Genomic DNA, 14,014 nt, shown 5'->3' on the forward strand with positions numbered 1-14,014 from the left:
CCTCGCTTGATTGCGTTTGTAAAATTGGGCGCCCGGTTCTGTATTCTCAGAAGGAGTAAATCAGGTCGATCCAGAGCTGGTTCGCTTCGATGCGGTTTTCGGCGGAAATCGGCACCACGTATTTGCCCACGAGGCCGAACTTGCCGTTCTGGTAGCGCATGGCCGGGCCCATGGAGAACTCGAAGTCCTTGGTGTCATGGCGTTTAACGCCGCCGATCTCGTCGCTTTCCAGCCCCTGCCAGATCCAGCCGGTGACGCCTAGTTTAAAATCCTTGGTCAGGGCGTAGTTGACGTTGTAGTCCATATGTATTGCCTGCCCCGTCTGATACCCCTTCAGGCCGGTTCCAGGTTCTATGTAGTCGCTGTTCTTGGTGGGAATGGAGTACATGAGCTTGGCGCTGGTTTCGAAACCGTTGGCAAAGAGACCGGTTACGGCTACCACCGGTTCGATGACGAAGGCATTATTGCCGACATTCATGGGCTTGTTAGGATCGAAATGTCCGGTGGGGGTAATGACGTCCAGTACCGTCAGCCAGTGCCAGACCGGAGTGTGCCAGGCATTGCCTATACCGAAGTAGATATCTCCCAGGCCGCCGTCATGCCCTTGTACGGTGATCGGGCCGCCCGGTGTCTGTGCGGTTACGTTAGCCTCCATTGACAGCAGGGGAATGATGGAGTGGAACAGAAGGTTGCCGCCGAGAAGTCCCTTTTCCATCACGTAGATCGGTCGGAAGGCGATGGCGGTAAGCGTTCCGGCTCCGTCCGTTAATCCCTGTCCCTTGTTTTCCACTTTTCTTATGTCCATATAGACGTTGTAGTCGATGAGGTGCAGCCCCGGAGGGGGGGCGGCGCCAGCGTAGAAGTCAGCCGTACCGTTGAAAGAACTTGAATTGAATGCCCAGGCCGGCTGGACCAGAACGAGCGTTGCCAAGCAAACAAAAACCAAACCTTTTACCAGCTTCATGTGAGCCTCCTGTAACTGCTATTGAAAGAAATCAGCCTAAAGTGATGCCGGATTTGCCCGGTGCCAGGATGTTGTTCGGATCCAGTGCCTTTTTGATGGTGCGGTTGAGCCTGGCTATGGCCGGACCGTAGGAATCGGAAACCTTGTTCATGAAAGCGGTGTTGGTGCGGTTAATCGCCCAGCCATGCTTGATGAAGGATCCCACCAACTCGTCATAGCACTTATAGGCACGCTTTGATTCAGCCGGATCGGCGTTGTTGAAACGTAAGTCCATGACGTGGCGTGCATCGCGCCAGAAGAAGCTGAACTCGCTGAGATAATCGAAGCCGTGCCGGTTGATGATTTCGGTGGCCACCTTGACCTGCTGTGCGCATTCGGCCGGGCGGGCCGCTGCAGTGGGGCAGAAGAGCATTGAACCGCCGCCGGCGCGCCATTTGTCAAGGGGGTTCTGCTGAGTAACGCCACCCATCATCAGCTGTTTCCGATATTTGAAGACCGGGTCCCCCTTGGCCTCCTTTTCGGTAATGATCTGAATCTTGTTGCCGAAGGCCTGCTTGAAGGTGCCGGATACATACATCCAGTTCAGCGCCACCTGCTCGGGAGAGCCGTAGACGGCGCCGTAAAGGTTCCAGGCACCGACCTTGTAGCTGTCCATGAGCTTTTTAGTGGGAACCGGGCCTCCGCCGTTTCTCACGAAGCTGCCGTTACTTTTCCCATTGGTACTGAAGACGGTTGCCGCTTCCCAGCCGGCATTGACCAGTGCAGCGGCATTGGGCACGATCTGGGTTTCACGCAGAAACATGAGGGGTTTGATGATCTCGCTGATCATCTCCACCTTTGGGAATTTGATGCAGAATGGCATGTACCCTCCGGGAGGAGGCGCCCCCATCAGCCAGGTGCCGAGCTTGGTGACGATGCCGTTATTCCCCTGGGAGAAGAGCCCATCAACATAGGGACCAAATCCCCATTTGAACACCTGCCAGCTGGTCGATTTGGGAATCCCTCCCATGCCGGTCCGGAACAGGTTGCCATCGGCAAGCACCACTTCCATTCCACAGGAGAAGAGGAAATCTTCACTATAGGGAGTGTAGCCGGCGCCGCGCTCCAGAATGTTGCCGACGACGCTCATCCCCGCGGCAGAGGCCGGGGCATCGAGCCAGAGGTCGATTTTGTTATTCTTCAGGTACTGCTGCAGCTCCCCGTAGGTTACCCCCGGTTCCACCAGGCAGTAGCCCAGTTCCTTGTCGACCTCGATTACCTTTTTCATGTTCTTGAGATCGAGAACGATCTGGCCGTTCGTTGCCGGGGTTGCGCCGCCATAGCCTTCGTTCTCGCCGCCGTAATAGGTCCAGAGCGGCGTTTTGAACTTGTTGGCAATCTTGACGATTCGCTGAATATCGTCTGGCGCAGATGGGTAAATCACCGCGGAAGGTTTACGGGACGTCCCGTTTTCGGCGATGGTGGTCCTCATATAGGGCTGCAGGGAAGCCTGATCGGTCCGGACCTTGTTTTCCCCCAGAAGAGAGCGATACTCCCTGATGGCTCTGGCGAATGTTTCTTCTTTCAATCCCTGGGGAAGTGCAATAAAGCTGCTCATGTGGATGCCTCCTCGACTTTAAGCGTCTGTTTCTCCGGCAAGGGCGCCGGCTGGGCTTTGCCGACAGTGGCCGATTTCGGCCTCTGTCATTGCTCCCGATTCCCGGTTACGGGACATCAAGTGGTCTGCCCCAGTTAACTCCCTCGTTGAAGGAATAGCCGGGATTGTGGGGGTTAAGATCTATTCCCGATTTGCCTGGCGCCAGAATATTGTTGGGATCAAGCGCCCTTTTCAACCGGTAATGAATGTCGCGCATCCCCGGCCCGTAGGAATGGGAAACCTTGTCCATGAAGGCGGTATTGGTTCGGTAGGTGCCCCAGCCGTTATTGGTGAAGACGGTCAGGAGCTCATCGAAGCACCTGTAGGCCTTGTCCATTTCTTCTCTGTCGGTACGATCATAGAGAAGGTCGATAATATGGTGCATGTCGCGCCAGCCGACGATGAACTCCGAGACATAGTCGAAGCCGTACTTGTTCAGAACTTCGGTGGCCAGCCTCATCTGCCTGTCGCATTCCGATGGCCTGGCTGCCGCCACCGGGGCGAACCACATGGAACCACCACCCCCTCGCCAGTTATAGAGACCGAACTCCTGAAGGGTGCTTCCCCCCATCATCAGCTGCCGGCGGTATTCGAAGATCGGGTCGTCCTTGGCTTCCTTCTCGGTAATAATCCTGACCTGGTTGCCAAACTTGGCCTTGAAGGCCCCGGAAACATACTTCCAATTAAGGGCGACCTGCTCCGGCGATCCGTAGACGGCGGCATAGAAGTTCCAGGCCCCCACGTCATACTTGTCCATGATCTGCTGGAACACTTTGGGGGGCAGGCTGTCTTTCCCCTTGTAGAACGTTTCCCGGTTGGTTCCCTTGCCGTTTTTGTCATAGGTGAAGTAACCAGCCGCTTCCCAGCCGGCATTGACGACGATGCAGGCATTGGGGATGATCTGGGCCAGGCGGAGCGGCATCAGGGTCTTGATGATGTCGGCCAGCATCTCCACCTTGGGGAACTTCATGAGGAATGGGAAATAGCCCCCTGGAGGAGGACCTTTCATCAGCACACCCCGAGCTTGGTGAGGATGCCGTAGTTGGACTGGGTAAAGATGCCGTCCACATAGGGGCCATAGCCCCACTTGTTGGCCTGCCAGCTGGTGGAGTTGGGGACCCCGCCGGTGCCGGTGCGGATGACATCGCCATTGGCCAGGACTACCTCCATGCCGCAGGAGAAGAGGAAGTGTTCGCCGTAGGGGGTGTAGCCCACCCCGCGGTCGGCCGTGTTGCCCATGGGGCTGGCCATGGCCGAGGGGGCCGGAACATCGACCCACAGATTCATCTTGTGTTTCTTGAAGTGCTGCTGCAGGTCGTAGTAGGTCACCCCCGGCTCCACCAGGCAGTATCCCAACTCTTCATCCACATGAATGATCTTCTTCATGGTTTTCAGGTCGAGTACGATCTGGCCCCGGGTCGCCGGTGCAGAAGATCCATAGCCCATGTTCTTACCGGTGCTGACGGTCCAAAGGGGTGTCTTGTACTTGTTGGCGATGGCGACAATGGCCTGAATCTCTTTGACCGTTTTCGGGTACATGGCCGCAGAAGGTTTATGCAGTTCTTCAGTTTCCGGAATCATGATCTTCATATAGGACTGCAGGGAAGCCGGGTCGGTGCGGACCCTTCCCTCGCCCAATAGTGCGCGATATTCCTGGATTGCTTTAGCGAATGTTGCTTCTGACACTCCCTGGGGAAGCGCAACGAAACGACTCATCTTCTACCTCCTCGCAAATCGGATTACATCTGTGCGGAAAAGGTCACCCGATTCCGTTCTTCGTATTTAACGTAGTGGAAGCTGCCGCCGCTGTCGGCGATCGCCTCGTGGACAATGGCGAAGGTCGCCGGGTCAACCACCCCGACAAAGGTATTGGCATTGCCCCTGGCCTCTTCATAAATGTTCTTCGTTTCCAGATAGCAGTCCATCATTTCTCCCGGTAGCGGGCGGGCCGTCCATTCGCCGGGGGCATTTCTGTTCATCTCTTCCACGAATTCGCTCGCTTTGCCCAGGCTGGGGACGTAAAGGCAGATACCTTTGATTTGACCTGTGTTTACGGCTTCGGCGACATGGGTCTGACTACCCATGGTGGAGGCTGCCAGGGCCGCCCCGGCGGTGAAAACGGTCTTGAAAAATCCTCTTCTGCTCTGGTTGATCATTTCTTTGACCCTCCTTCCTGTACCGGTGCGGCTTATAGTTGGGATGGCTCTTGCGATAAGCTGCCAGCTCTTTCAGGTACTTAACGATGCCGTCAAGCTCCTTTGGACTCACTTCCGACAGTCGGAAGGCCGGCATGGCCTTAATGCCGAACCGCACATTGTTCCGGATGAATTGCTCGTGCAGTGGGTTGCCGGTTTTGGACAGCATATCGAACATCCCCATCGGGCCGATCTGCACCCCTTCCTTGTGGCACATGAAGCAGTACATGCCAAAGACGTAGGGCATTTTCGGCGGCTCCTGTGCCTGGGCGGCTTTTCCCGGCAACATGCCGACCAACATCGCCACTATGATGATTAGTAAATTAGAAATTGTTTTCTGCGTTTTTTGCGCAGCAAAAGATTTCGTCAATGCGCTTAACCTGTTTATCAGGGCCAAATTTTTTCCGTTCATTTCGCTCACTCCTCTTTGTAAGGTCTTCCCAGTGCCAAGGATCGGCAGAGCTACTCGCTGCTCTCTTCATTCTCCGAAGAACCGGATAACTCGGCTTCGGGGAGGGTGATGTCCACCTTGGGGGCAACAAAGTCCGCCTTCACCTCGGGGGTGTACTGTCGCTGCAGATTTCGCTGGTTGAGGCTGAGTACATAGCTGGACAGCCACTCTATCTGCTGGTTGTTCATGGCATAGGTGCGCATGGGGGAACCGGGGCTGACCTTCTGCGGGTCTTTGAAGTGCTCGATGACCCAGATCTGTTTCGAGTGCTTCCCTTCAAGGTTCTCGAAGGAGAAGTTGCTGGGGTCCTTGTCGGCAAAGTTGCTCAGGTCGGGGCCTATGGCGCCCCCCTGTCCGTCGATCTGGTGACAACCGGCGCAATGCATTTCCTTGTAGAGTTCCCGTCCCTTGATCAGCTTGTCTGCGCCGATGGCCTCGAAATCCTTGTGACAGTAGCCGCAGCGTGACTGCATCAGCTCCTTGGGCACCATGGGGAACGGCCAATTGGCAATGGTTCTGTGGGAGGCGCCATCATAGGTTGTCGCCAGCCCCTGCCCGCCATGACAGATGGTGCAGCCGTACTTTTCCACCGGATGGTTCTTGAGCAGCTCCGGATAAGGGTGGGTCCTGAGGGGGAGAGCCGCATCGGCAAAGAGGGGATCGTCGATGCCCATGTGGCAGCTCATGCACCGGTCGGTCGTCTTCCACTCGTCGATAACGACCTGCTTGACCTCCGGCTCCATGCCGGCAATCCGGTCATAGAAAGAGGGGTTGCGCTCCCGGTTCATCTTTTTCAGGAGCAGTTCCTTGTATTCAGCCTGATAATCCTTCCATTCCCTCTTTCCATCGCGGAAGGCAGTTACCCCCAAGAGGGCAATTGCTGCAAATCCGCAGATGACACAGAGTAAGGTGAGTTTGCGTAAGACTGCCTTTTCCATTCTATCCTCCGTCCTCAGACTACGAGTTTGGTCCGTTTCTGGTTCACCTTGGACGTATCCACCACGAGAGTTCCTGTGTTATCCATATACACTTCGTACCAGGGAAGATCCTTGGGTGCGGGTCCCCCTAGGACCTCCCCCTTGAGAGCAAAGGTGGAGCCGTGACAGGGGCAGGCATAGCCCACCTCCGAATCGTTCAATACAGGTTTCAACAGGCATCCCAGATGGGTGCAGACCAGGGAAACGGCGTGGACGCCATCCTTTTCCCTGACTATCTCAATGCCTCGTCCCTCGATGACCGTTCGGCTGCCGAAGGGAAACTTGTTCAACTCGCCGACCTTGAAGGTTCTCGATGGTTCATACAGCACATTGGGCTTGAAGAAGCGGCCCAGCTGGAGAACAGATCCACCGATCCCCAGCACCAGCGTTGTTAAGGTAAGTTTTTTGACAAAGCCCCTGCGATTCTCGTCAACCGCCTCGTCCGAGGCTTTAAGGGGTAGAATCGTAACATTTGAGCTGTTTCCCAATTCCATATCAGTTCTCCTTTAAAGGGGATGGTAGTTTCAACCTGCCATTACGACCAGGGCCAGTGCATAACCCAGTTCGGTCCCCGGACGTACTGGCCGATGATGATCAGAACGACCATGGCAACGACAAAAACGGTAAATAAAAGGTTGGCCAGTTTGCGATCCCGGGAGAACCAGACACCGGTACCCTTGGGATTCCTGTCCAGATAGGGCAGCAGCAACAGCCCCAAGACAATGCCGATGGGCACCACAATCCCGCCGAGAAAGGCCGAATAGCTGACCAATTCCTGGATACCGACGAAATACCAGGGCGCCTTGGCCGGGTTGGTCGAGTGCAGCGGATTGGCCGCTTCTTCAAGGGGGGCGTTGAAGAGCAGCGAGACGCCGAGAATGACGACCAACACCACCAGGAAGAGCAGAAGCTCGCGCACCATCAGGTGGGGCCAGGTCTGCACCGTATCTTCGGGGCCTCTTTCCACGTGGAAGGACTCTCCTTCCACAATTGCCATCAGGGAATAGGTCTTATTGGTATCTTTTGGGAAAATCTCTTCTTTTTTAACTGCTTGCATGGTTTGCCTCCTCAGTTCTTTCGCTAGTCTTCAAGCTGGCTCGGTGGACGGGACAACCCTCCATCCTTGCGAATCCTCCAGAAATGAACCCCCACCAGCACCGCCGCAATCAGGGGCAGCACCGCAACATGAAGTACGTAAAATCGCAAGAGCGCCATCTGTCCGACCTCATTGCCACCCAGCATGAGGAAGCGAACCTTGTCGCCGATCCAGGGCATGTAGGAGGCGATGTTCGAGCCGACGGTAACAGCCAGAAGGCCAGTTGGTCCCAGGGAAGCAGGTAGCCGGTGAAACTCAGGAAGAGCGTCACGATCAGCAGGCAGACGCCGATCACCCAGTTGAACTCACGGGGAGCCTTGTAGGCGCCGGTGTAAAAGACCCGGCACATGTGCAGGAAGGCCAGGGCGACCATGGCATGGGCGGACCAGCGGTGCACATTTCGCAATATCACGCCGAAGGAGACCACGTATTCCAGGTCCTTCATGTTCTGGTAGGCGAGCTCAGTGGACGGGGTGTAATAGAACATCACCAGGATTCCGGAAAGGACCAGAATGAGAAAAAGGTAAAAGGAGATCAACCGAGCCCAAGGGTATAACCGGGGCGCAGGGCGTTCACATGCACCCTTACCGGATGAAGATGGAGGAAGACGTTGCCGAATACGTTGGCGGCCTGTTCCTGCTCCGGGGTTCCCGCTTCACGCCGGACGAAGGATTCCTTGATGTTTTTCGGCAGGTGCTTGATAGAGTCCATAATGCTATAGGTCGATTCGCTCATGATCTTCTCCCGCTAAAATCCCCATGGGGGGAGTTGTATGAAACCGTTTATTCCCATTCCTCTTGACAGTAAAACTCGGCCATGGTTATCGCCCCTCCGGGACAGCGGCGGGCGCACATGCCGCAGCTGGCACAGCGGCTGTCGTCCTTGATGATGGCCGTCATCCCCTTCTTGCCGGATGACTTCTCCAGGCGTCGGTCAGCTTCTCCAGATTGCCGTCCCCCTGAATATCCGCCAGCCGGACCAGCCTCAACGCCCCATTGACACAGGTATCGACACAGGTCCCGCAACGGAGGCAGCGGGAGCGGTCAAAGACCGTCTGGATATTGCACTGCCGGCATCGGGCAGCCTGCTGTCGTGCCTGCTCTTCGGCAAAGCCGAGGGTGATCTCTTCCTGGGACCTGATCCGTTCGCCCGCTTCCCGTTTCGGCACCTTGACCTGGGCGATGGTCTCGCAGCGGGTATTCTGAAAATCCGGCGCCACCGCCCGCATGTATGCTTTCTTTCTTACCTGCAGATCTTTGCCGCTCAGGTAACCGTGGATGGCGCGAGCCGCCTTCTGGCCGTCGGCAATGGCATCGGTGGCATTCCTGCCGAAACGCCAGCGGTCATCTCCCCCGGCAAAGACCCCGGGCAGATTGGTCGACAGGTCGTCATTGGCCCGGATCAGGCCGTTTGGCGTCAGCTCCAGACCCTCCATGCCGGAGAGGGAGGGAAGGGTGGAGGACTGTCCCACCGCCAGGATTACCGTGTCGGCCAGAAGGATGGTCGTGCTGTCCGGAACAAAGGTGGGATTGAACTTGCCTTCGGCATCGAATACCGAGCTTACCTTTAGAAACTCCACCCCGGCCGCGCGCCCCTCTTGTCCCACCACCCGTTGCGGTCCCAGGGACGGATAAAAGCTGATTCCCTCTTCCTGGGCATCTTCCTTGTCCGAAAGGCTGGCAGGCATTGTTTCCCATGATTCCAGGCAGGCGATGGCCACTTGTGCCGCCCCCTGGCGCAATGCATGCTGGGCACAGTCGATGGCCACCCCGCCGCCGCCGATGACCACGCAGTTCTTCCCCACGGCCATATGCTCATGGTCACGCACATAATCGATACCGGTATAGACACCCTTTAATTCAGAGCCTTCAAGGGCAAGCTTCAGGGGGTCCTGGAGGCCGATGGTGATGAAGATCGAATCAAAGCCCTGTTGCCGGAGGTCGGCCAGGGATACGCCCCTGCCGATGGGGCTGTTCAGCCTCAGCTCCACCCCAAGCTTCAGGATCGCCTCGATCTCCTCCATGACGATCTCCTTGGGCAGGCGGAAACCGGGGATGCCGGTCATCAACTGGCCGCCGGGTTGCGGGGCGGCCTCGAAAATCGTCACCCGGTAGCCGAGCAGGGCCAGGTCATGGGCAGCCGACAGGCCTGCCGGACCGGAGCCGACGATGGCCACCCGCGGAGAAAGCTTCGTGTCCCCCATTTTCTCCTTGGCCTTCTGCAGCCACCTTGACATGGTTAGGATGTTGTTGCCGGTTCGGTCGCTCATCCATTCATCCCGCCGGGAGAACTCGTCGAGCCGTTCGGCGACTGCACCGGGTGCTGCCACGCCATGCTGGTCGCAGGCAAAACGCTTCAATGCCCGGATATCCACCGGGCTTCCCTCTGCTCGTTTCCGACAGTTCTTTTCGCATGGAGCAGTGCAGACCCTGCTGCAGACAGAGACCAGGGGGTTGGTCTGCCGGGCAATGAGGAAGGCCTTCTCGTAATCACCTTCGGTAATGGCTCTGACGTACCTTTTGGTATCGGTTCCCAAGGGGCAGGCGCTTTGACATGCCGTCAAGGCCTGATAATCCTCGATCCCCAGAATCTTTACCTGATACTTGCCGTTGAGGTTTCCCATGTTCTTCTCCTCCTCTACTCTTACCTGGAGCTACGCGGCTGTCGGTTTCAGGGTTCTTTTCAAAAACAGGGACAGCAAAACGCCGATCATGGACGCTATGGAGATCATGCCGATCGCCAGATAGAAATTGCCTGATTTGCTGATGCTCATGCCACCCAGGTAGAGGCCCGCCGCGCCGCCGAAGGTGCCGAAGCCGAACCACCAGCCGATCATCCTGCCGACAATGCTGGGGGGATAGTTCATGGCGATGAATGCGCTGATCGATGGTCCCATGAAGGGAATGCCCCAGCCGACAACGAGAAGGCAGAGTGCCAGGACTGTGATGCTTTTGGAGACCGCCGGCAGGAGAATGACGATGACGCAGGCGGAGATGAGAAAACCGATGATCGCAGCCAGTCGCGAATTTCCCTTGGCCACCTTGTCGAAAAAAAGACCGCCGAAAATGGTGGCGAACAGCCCGATGATGGTGACGGCAATGGAGAGCTTGCCGGACATGGCAGCCCCGAGTCCGAGTCCCATCGGGGCATCGGCCGCCAGGTAAGGGGGAACCAGGTTGTAAAGGCCATACATCGCCCAGGCGTTGCAGAAAACGATCAAGGAGCCGAGCCAGGTAATGGGGCAGGCAAGGGCACCCATAAAACTCATTGAGGCGGGGGTTTTGTCGGAGGAGGCGATGGCCTCTTCAGCGCTGATCTGTGGAGGATTTTTCCGGGTGGCAATGATAGCGAGAAGGATTGCCGCCCAACCGGGAATTCCCAGGGTGAAGATGGTTTTTTCCCAGCTTCCTGTCATCCCGAGTACCGCTGGTGATGCAAAAACACCGATTGCACAGCCCAGGGAGATTGAGCCGATCAGCAGACCGCTGGCCATTCCATGTTCCCTGGGATGAAACCAGAGGGCAAGAATCGGCCCGATGGTGGCGAAGACAAATCCAACCGATGCCCCTTGAACAAGCCGGGCCATCATCACCGCAACATAATTGCCGCCTATCCATGGAATGATTGCCGTCGGCAGGGTTGAGCACAAAAGACCAAGGACAAGGGCTGTAGTGATGCCGAATTTGTCGCAGACAACCCCGCCCCAAATGAGAACGCAGGCCACGGATAAGACAAAACCCATCATGAGATTGGTGGCGGCGCCCATTTCAATATTGAGTTTTTTTGCTATCTCTCCCAGTATTGGGGCGTAGGCAATCATGTCCATGTAAATCGTGCAGATGGCCAGGCATCCCGCCAACAACACAAGCCATCTGTAACTGGAATGCTTTTCGACAATTCCCATGCTTCACCTCGTTCTATTGATTGTTTTGCAAAGTTCCATTTAATTTATTAAAACATCGTTCTTGTAATTTTGTCGATTTGATCAAACCTTTGCGAGTTTATTGTTATAAAAGCACGGCATATGCCAAAACAGTGTTGTATTATTTTTGATAATGCGATAACGAGCTGAAAATATTAGGCTTACTTATCTAAAAGAGGGGAAAGGGGCGGCAGATGGTCTCTGGCAAATGGGGGATGGATGAAAAAATTTTTGATCATTTGGTGAATTATGCTGATGAAGGGGCAATGTTTATTTACCAATTGGTAAAACCAGGCTGGTTCCCGTGGTAAACCGTTGCCTTGGCCTCGTAAATTTTTCTCCCTTGCAAGCAGCTGGTTGGCAATGTAATATAACAATGTTACTTTAAATATAACAGCCGTACTTGACAAAAAATCAGGTTAATGTACCGGCCTGCGGTACTATAGGCCCCCTGCCAGAGCGTTTTCTGATATTTCAAAAACATAGTTATAGGATGAGCTATGTACAAGCAAAGCGGCAAAACCAGAACTGTCAGCGACGCCAATACCGGTGACCTGCGTGCGCGTTTGCGTTTTTGTGCCGAAACCGGCCAGATTTGGCTGCATGAACATCGCATGCTTCTCGTTCATGCTGAAGCCCAGGCCTCGCTGCGACGGGAATTGATCGATACACTCGGCATGGACCGGGCGCGGGGGCTTTTGACCCGCATGGGCTATGCGGCAGGGATGCGTGACTTTGAACTGGCCCGTACCCGTCCCGGGAGCGACGGCGATGTGGAAGCATTCATGGCTGGTCCGGAACTGCACATGCTGGAGGGAATCGCCCGCTCCACCATCATCTCGCTGGAATACGACCGCAATGCCGGGAGTTTTTATGCCGACATCATCTGGGAATATTCCTGGGAAAGTGAATGGCACAGACACTACTATGGAAACTACTCCGAGCCGGTCTGCTGGAGCCAGGTCGGCTATGCCTGTGCCTATGCTTCCGCCTTCATGGGGCGTCCGATCCTTTACAAGGAGGTGGAGTGTTCCGGTATGGGGGAGAGCCATTGCCGCATCATCGGCAAACCGCTTGAAGAATGGGAAGATTCCGCCGATTACAGCCGTTTCTTCAACAAGGAATCCATCGCCGAACAGCTCATCGATTTGCAGACCCAGGTGGTGCAGCTGCGCTCGGCAATAGGGGAAAAAGAGAAAATCCCCTCGGATATCATCGGCAACTCTCCCGCCTTCCGAGCTGCCTATGATTTGTGCCAACAGGCCGCCGCTACGCAGATTACCGTGCTGCTCCTGGGGGAGACAGGGTCGGGAAAAGAAGTGTTCGCCCGCGCCCTGCACAACCGGGGAGCCCGCCGCAACGAGTCTTTCATTGCCATCAACTGCGCTGCGATTCCTCAGGACCTGGTGGAGTCGGAATTGTTCGGCGTAGAGAAGGGTGCCTACACCGGCGCACTGACGGCCCGTCCCGGCCGTTTTGAGCGGGCCCATGAGGGGACGCTCTTCCTCGACGAAATCGGCGATCTGCCCCTCTCGGCACAGGCAAAACTCCTGCGTGTCCTGCAGGAAGGGGAAATCGAGCGGCTGGGTGACGACAAGGTGCGGAAGATCGACGTGCGGCTGGTGGCGGCTACCAATGTTGACCTGAAACAGATGGTCAAGGAAGGGAAATTCCGCTCCGACCTCTACTACCGGCTCAATGCCTTCCAGATAGAAATCCCGCCGTTGCGCAAACGAAAGGAGGATATCCCCCTCATTGCCAACCGCTACCTGGAAAAATATTCAGCCGTTCATGGGAAGAAGATCAACGGCTTCACCGACAAGGCCATGCGGGCGCTGTTGGCCTATCCATGGCCGGGCAATATCCGGGAACTTATGAATATGGTCGAGCGGGGGGTGATCCTGGCCCCTAACGGCAGCCGAATCGAACTGGAACAGATGTTCTCCGGGAGCAGCGAGGAAGCGTTGGGGCTTGAGTTCGCACTTAACAGCAACGGCAGTATCGGTATCGACCATACTGCAAACGAAAAGAATCTCCAGGAAGAGGTATTGAGCGGCAGCATGACATTGGATCAGGCTGAGGCAGCCCTTATCGAGCAGCGGTGAAGAAGGCCAACGGCAACCTTTCCGCGGCAGCCAGGACGCTTGGTGTGACCAGGCCGCAGCTGGCTTACCGGTTGAAGCGCCTGCAGGAAAACGACATGAGTGGTGCAGGTGTGGCTGTGCCGCAAACCGCAGAAATGGCGGCAGGTGGTCAGCAGTGAAAGATGTTCTGGGAACACGGGTAGAGCGGTACCTGCGGGATCATCACGTTGCAAACCTGGCCACCTGCGGCCATGACGGCCCTTGGGGGGCGGCGGTCTTCTATGCTAACGACGGCTACACCCTTTACTTTCTGTCTTCGCCCACCAGCCGGCACTGTCTCGACCTGACGGACAATCCGCGCGTTGCCGTGACTATCCAGGAGAACCAGGTGGATTGGCTGGCAATCAAAGGGGTGCAGATCCAGGGCATAGCCGGCAAGATTTCCGGTGCGGAAGAAGAAAAAGCCCGCAGCCTCTACGGAGAGAAATTTCCCCTGGTCGGCTTGCTGGCAAAGGCTCCGGCAGCCATTGTCCAAGCCATGGCCAAAGTGAGCTGGTACAAGGTGGTGCCCCACCGCCTTTATTTTATCGACAATTCCCTTGGGCTGGGCCACCGGGACGAACTTGCCTTAGGCCTGCCGGATAGCGGGGGGAAATCCGGAGGCAATGATGGTGCTTGAAGGACGCCTG

The 14,014-nt window shown here is 56.1% G+C and carries 14 protein-coding genes and 2 pseudogenes; 2 read left to right on the forward strand and 14 right to left on the reverse strand.

Annotated features, from left to right (window positions below):
* Positions 1 to 46: 46 nt before the first annotated feature.
* The 14 genes and pseudogenes from JCM15764_RS11285 to JCM15764_RS11335 form a co-directional block, all read right to left on the reverse strand.
* Positions 47 to 964: a SphA family protein gene (locus tag JCM15764_RS11285; protein ID WP_054695700.1), complete on the reverse strand. Its 918-nt coding sequence runs from the start codon at positions 962 to 964 to the stop codon at positions 47 to 49.
* A 31-nt stretch (positions 965 to 995) separates the two neighbouring features.
* Positions 996 to 2,561 (reverse strand): FAD-binding oxidoreductase, encoded by a 1,566-nt coding sequence (locus JCM15764_RS11290; RefSeq protein WP_054695703.1) that lies wholly within the window; start codon positions 2,559 to 2,561, stop codon positions 996 to 998.
* Positions 2,562 to 2,667: 106 nt separating this feature from the next.
* Complete coding sequence (locus JCM15764_RS29680; protein ID WP_243688800.1) at positions 2,668 to 3,609, reverse strand: FAD-linked oxidase C-terminal domain-containing protein; 942 nt, start codon at positions 3,607 to 3,609, stop codon at positions 2,668 to 2,670.
* The gene (locus tag JCM15764_RS29685; RefSeq protein WP_243688801.1) at positions 3,609 to 4,316 is read right to left on the reverse strand and encodes an FAD-binding oxidoreductase; all 708 of its coding nucleotides are present in this window, start codon (positions 4,314 to 4,316) and stop codon (positions 3,609 to 3,611) included. The genes JCM15764_RS29680 and JCM15764_RS29685 overlap by 1 nt, the downstream gene beginning before the upstream one ends.
* Before the next feature lie 23 nt (positions 4,317 to 4,339).
* A complete protein-coding gene (locus JCM15764_RS11300; RefSeq protein WP_243688802.1) occupies positions 4,340 to 4,684 on the reverse strand; it encodes a twin-arginine translocation pathway signal protein in 345 nt (114 codons plus the stop codon).
* Positions 4,677 to 5,042: a c-type cytochrome gene (locus JCM15764_RS23135; RefSeq protein WP_243688803.1), complete on the reverse strand. Its 366-nt coding sequence runs from the start codon at positions 5,040 to 5,042 to the stop codon at positions 4,677 to 4,679. Before JCM15764_RS23135 ends, JCM15764_RS11300 begins: the two co-directional genes overlap by 8 nt.
* 215 nt (positions 5,043 to 5,257) lie before the next feature.
* Positions 5,258 to 6,184 (reverse strand): c-type cytochrome, encoded by a 927-nt coding sequence (locus JCM15764_RS11310; RefSeq protein WP_054695709.1) that lies wholly within the window; start codon positions 6,182 to 6,184, stop codon positions 5,258 to 5,260.
* A gap of 14 nt (positions 6,185 to 6,198) precedes the next feature.
* On the reverse strand, positions 6,199 to 6,717 hold the full coding sequence (locus tag JCM15764_RS11315) for a QcrA and Rieske domain-containing protein (protein WP_054695711.1): 519 nt from the start codon (positions 6,715 to 6,717) through the stop codon (positions 6,199 to 6,201).
* A gap of 41 nt (positions 6,718 to 6,758) precedes the next feature.
* Positions 6,759 to 7,280 carry a cytochrome b family protein gene (locus JCM15764_RS11320; protein ID WP_054695714.1) on the reverse strand — a complete coding sequence of 174 codons (522 nt, stop codon included), beginning with the start codon at positions 7,278 to 7,280 and terminating at the stop codon, positions 6,759 to 6,761.
* Positions 7,281 to 7,303: 23 nt separating this feature from the next.
* Positions 7,304 to 7,806 (reverse strand): annotated as a pseudogene (locus JCM15764_RS28285) (cytochrome b N-terminal domain-containing protein).
* Positions 7,807 to 7,853: 47 nt separating this feature from the next.
* Positions 7,854 to 8,054: a hypothetical protein gene (locus JCM15764_RS29690; RefSeq protein ID WP_243688805.1), complete on the reverse strand. Its 201-nt coding sequence runs from the start codon at positions 8,052 to 8,054 to the stop codon at positions 7,854 to 7,856.
* A 47-nt stretch (positions 8,055 to 8,101) separates the two neighbouring features.
* Complete coding sequence (locus tag JCM15764_RS23155; RefSeq protein ID WP_243688806.1) at positions 8,102 to 8,218, reverse strand: 4Fe-4S binding protein; 117 nt, start codon at positions 8,216 to 8,218, stop codon at positions 8,102 to 8,104.
* Positions 8,215 to 9,942 carry an FAD-dependent oxidoreductase gene (locus tag JCM15764_RS11330; protein WP_243688807.1) on the reverse strand — a complete coding sequence of 576 codons (1,728 nt, stop codon included), beginning with the start codon at positions 9,940 to 9,942 and terminating at the stop codon, positions 8,215 to 8,217. Before JCM15764_RS11330 ends, JCM15764_RS23155 begins: the two co-directional genes overlap by 4 nt.
* A gap of 30 nt (positions 9,943 to 9,972) precedes the next feature.
* Entirely contained in the window at positions 9,973 to 11,223 is a 1,251-nt protein-coding gene (locus tag JCM15764_RS11335; protein WP_054695717.1) for an MFS transporter, read from the reverse strand.
* 518 nt (positions 11,224 to 11,741) lie between these two features.
* Here JCM15764_RS11335 and JCM15764_RS11340 point away from each other — a divergent pair.
* A pseudogene (locus tag JCM15764_RS11340) lies at positions 11,742 to 13,504 on the forward strand (sigma 54-interacting transcriptional regulator).
* Entirely contained in the window at positions 13,501 to 14,004 is a 504-nt protein-coding gene (locus tag JCM15764_RS11345; protein WP_054695720.1) for a pyridoxamine 5'-phosphate oxidase family protein, read from the forward strand. The pseudogene JCM15764_RS11340 and the gene JCM15764_RS11345 overlap by 4 nt, the downstream one beginning before the upstream one ends.
* Positions 14,005 to 14,014 lie beyond the last annotated feature (10 nt).

Origin of the sequence: Geotalea toluenoxydans JCM 15764 (assembly GCF_001311985.1) — a bacterium.
Classification (GTDB): domain Bacteria; phylum Desulfobacterota; class Desulfuromonadia; order Geobacterales; family Geobacteraceae; genus Geotalea; species Geotalea toluenoxydans.

Excerpts from the sequence above, each read along its gene's own strand:
- JCM15764_RS11300 (WP_243688802.1), bottom strand. The coding sequence starts at position 4,684 with ATGGGTAGTCAGACCCATGTCGCCGAAGCCGTAAACACAGGTCAAATC.
- JCM15764_RS11330 (WP_243688807.1), bottom strand. The coding sequence starts at position 9,942 with ATGGGAAACCTCAACGGCAAGTATCAGGTAAAGATTCTGGGGATCGAG.
- JCM15764_RS29685 (WP_243688801.1), bottom strand. The coding sequence starts at position 4,316 with ATGAGTCGTTTCGTTGCGCTTCCCCAGGGAGTGTCAGAAGCAACATTC.
- JCM15764_RS11310 (WP_054695709.1), bottom strand. The coding sequence starts at position 6,184 with ATGGAAAAGGCAGTCTTACGCAAACTCACCTTACTCTGTGTCATCTGC.
- JCM15764_RS29680 (WP_243688800.1), bottom strand. The coding sequence starts at position 3,609 with ATGAAAGGTCCTCCTCCAGGGGGCTATTTCCCATTCCTCATGAAGTTC.
- JCM15764_RS11335 (WP_054695717.1), bottom strand. The coding sequence starts at position 11,223 with ATGGGAATTGTCGAAAAGCATTCCAGTTACAGATGGCTTGTGTTGTTG.
- JCM15764_RS29690 (WP_243688805.1), bottom strand. The coding sequence starts at position 8,054 with ATGAGCGAATCGACCTATAGCATTATGGACTCTATCAAGCACCTGCCG.
- JCM15764_RS11315 (WP_054695711.1), bottom strand. The coding sequence starts at position 6,717 with ATGGAATTGGGAAACAGCTCAAATGTTACGATTCTACCCCTTAAAGCC.
- JCM15764_RS11290 (WP_054695703.1), bottom strand. The coding sequence starts at position 2,561 with ATGAGCAGCTTTATTGCACTTCCCCAGGGATTGAAAGAAGAAACATTC.
- JCM15764_RS11285 (WP_054695700.1), bottom strand. The coding sequence starts at position 964 with ATGAAGCTGGTAAAAGGTTTGGTTTTTGTTTGCTTGGCAACGCTCGTT.
- JCM15764_RS23135 (WP_243688803.1), bottom strand. The coding sequence starts at position 5,042 with ATGCCCTACGTCTTTGGCATGTACTGCTTCATGTGCCACAAGGAAGGG.
- JCM15764_RS23155 (WP_243688806.1), bottom strand. The coding sequence starts at position 8,218 with ATGACGGCCATCATCAAGGACGACAGCCGCTGTGCCAGCTGCGGCATG.
- JCM15764_RS11320 (WP_054695714.1), bottom strand. The coding sequence starts at position 7,280 with ATGCAAGCAGTTAAAAAAGAAGAGATTTTCCCAAAAGATACCAATAAG.